Here is a 1,768-nt window from a genome sequence, read left to right on the forward strand (position 1 = left end):
ACGGGCTGTTGGGTTGTCTGAGGTGTCCGCGACCACCCTGCGCCGTGCCCGGACCGAACACCCCATTGCGGCGGTGCAGTCTGAATACTCGCTGTGGACACGGAATCCGGAAATCGCCCTGATCGAGGCGTGCCGCGAGGCGAACACGGCCTTGGTGGCCTTCAGCCCCCTCGGCAGGGGCTTCCTGGCGGGGGCCGTCTCTGATCCCGAAAGCCTCGAAGAGAACGACATGCGTCGAAGCATGCCGCGTTTCAGTGCCCAGAACTATCCCAAGAACCTTTCCCTGTTGGCGGATTTCACCGCCGTGGCCCAGGAACTGGACGTGACGCCCAGTCAGTTGGCGCTGGCCTGGCTCAGAGCCAAGGGGGATGACATCCTTCCGATTCCGGGTACTCGCTCCGTCGCGCACATGCGCGAGAACCTGGCGGCAGAACCACTGCGCCTGGCTGCCGCGACCCTCTCCCGGCTGGACGTCATGATGACGCCGGACCAGGTGGTGGGTAATCGATACGGCGAAGCGCAGCAGGCGGAAATCGATACCGAGGAGTTCGGCTAGCTTCCGTGCCAACCTTAATCGCACGACAGATCTCCTCTCCGTCGTAAAGGCGGAAAGAAGATCATCCGTATGGGGCATGCGGGTCTGCTAGGTTGTGCAAGCGCCGGCCATGGTAGGCTGCCTGAGTCGCCTGCTGCTTTCGCTGGAGCCCTCTGTGCCGCGCTGTTTCAACAGCCGGCCGACCAAGCGTGAGCGAACGCCCATTAGCATTCTTGGTTAATCAATCGACCGGTTGCTAGTGGTCATCAGCCGGACGAGAAGTGATGTATTTCGATCAACAAGGCCAGGCTGCGGAGCCCGCTTGACCTGATACAACCAAACGTGCCACCGAGAAAGAGCAGACATCTTCTGTGCTCATATCCACGCTCACGCGTCCGTGTGCAGACATTTCTCTGCACACGCTTCAGTGCTCAACTTCATGCTCACACAAAGGTAAGTTGACATTTCTCTGCACATGTTTCATGTCCTGACATTTGGCGCCCTCAAGTTCGAAGTGCAACACTATTACAGGGTGGGCGGACCCACGACCGGTTCCTTGGTCACCTCGGCGCAAGATCAATAGAGAGCGATGGGCATGAAAGATTGGCAATGATCGCCACTGGCGAAACAGGCGGGGTGTTGCAGTCTGTCAGGCGGTTATCGGGATGATTGAAGATGATCGATCAAGGCAGCTCGACTCAAACCAGTGGGGCTTCGGGTAAGCCGGTAACGTTCACCTCGAGGATAATAGGGTCGTTCAGAACTTTTGCTCATGGCGCCCTCCTCAGCCAGCAGGACCAGCCTTAATCGACCGGAGGTAGCGGAGAAGGTCAGCCTTGCGGCCCGCCTCGACCAGTTGCCGTGGCGTCTGGTAATCGAAGACAGGCAGCGGCTGGCGATACCATGCCAAGGCCTTATTCCTGTCACCGCTGATCTGCTCAGCAGCGCGAAGCACCTCGCAATCGATGACGTCCATGAATTCTCTCCATTGCGTAGCATCACATCACACTGGGCCGCCCCACTCCAGCGCATATAGAGCGCGCTGTACCTGTTCCGCACCTGCTTCGGTTTCACAGAGCAGAACCGGGACTTGTCCGCCTAGCGCTTCATTCGGGCGCGATAGCCAGGCGACAGCAGCTTCCTTGTCTTCCAGCACTTCGGCAGCCAAAAGGCTACCTGATTACGCATAAGAGTCAGCCATCTTCAGGAACCGGTACGGCATCGGCGGCGTTC

Annotated in this window: 2 protein-coding genes; one reads left to right on the forward strand and one right to left on the reverse strand. The window is 58.9% G+C overall.

From position 1 onward, the window contains the following. Positions 1–556, forward strand: a 556-nt coding sequence (locus tag FEF15_RS19120; RefSeq protein ID WP_163561058.1) for an aldo/keto reductase, incomplete at its 5' end; no start/stop codon positions are given. A gap of 763 nt (positions 557–1,319) precedes the next feature. Here FEF15_RS19120 and FEF15_RS19125 read toward each other — a convergent pair. Next, positions 1,320–1,511, reverse strand: coding sequence for an antitoxin Xre/MbcA/ParS toxin-binding domain-containing protein (locus FEF15_RS19125; protein ID WP_163561060.1), 192 nt, complete (start codon positions 1,509–1,511; stop codon positions 1,320–1,322). Positions 1,512–1,768 lie beyond the last annotated feature (257 nt).

The organism is Halomonas sp. NO4, assembly GCF_010994375.1.
In the GTDB taxonomy this organism is placed as follows: Bacteria; Pseudomonadota; Gammaproteobacteria; order Pseudomonadales; family Halomonadaceae; genus Halomonas.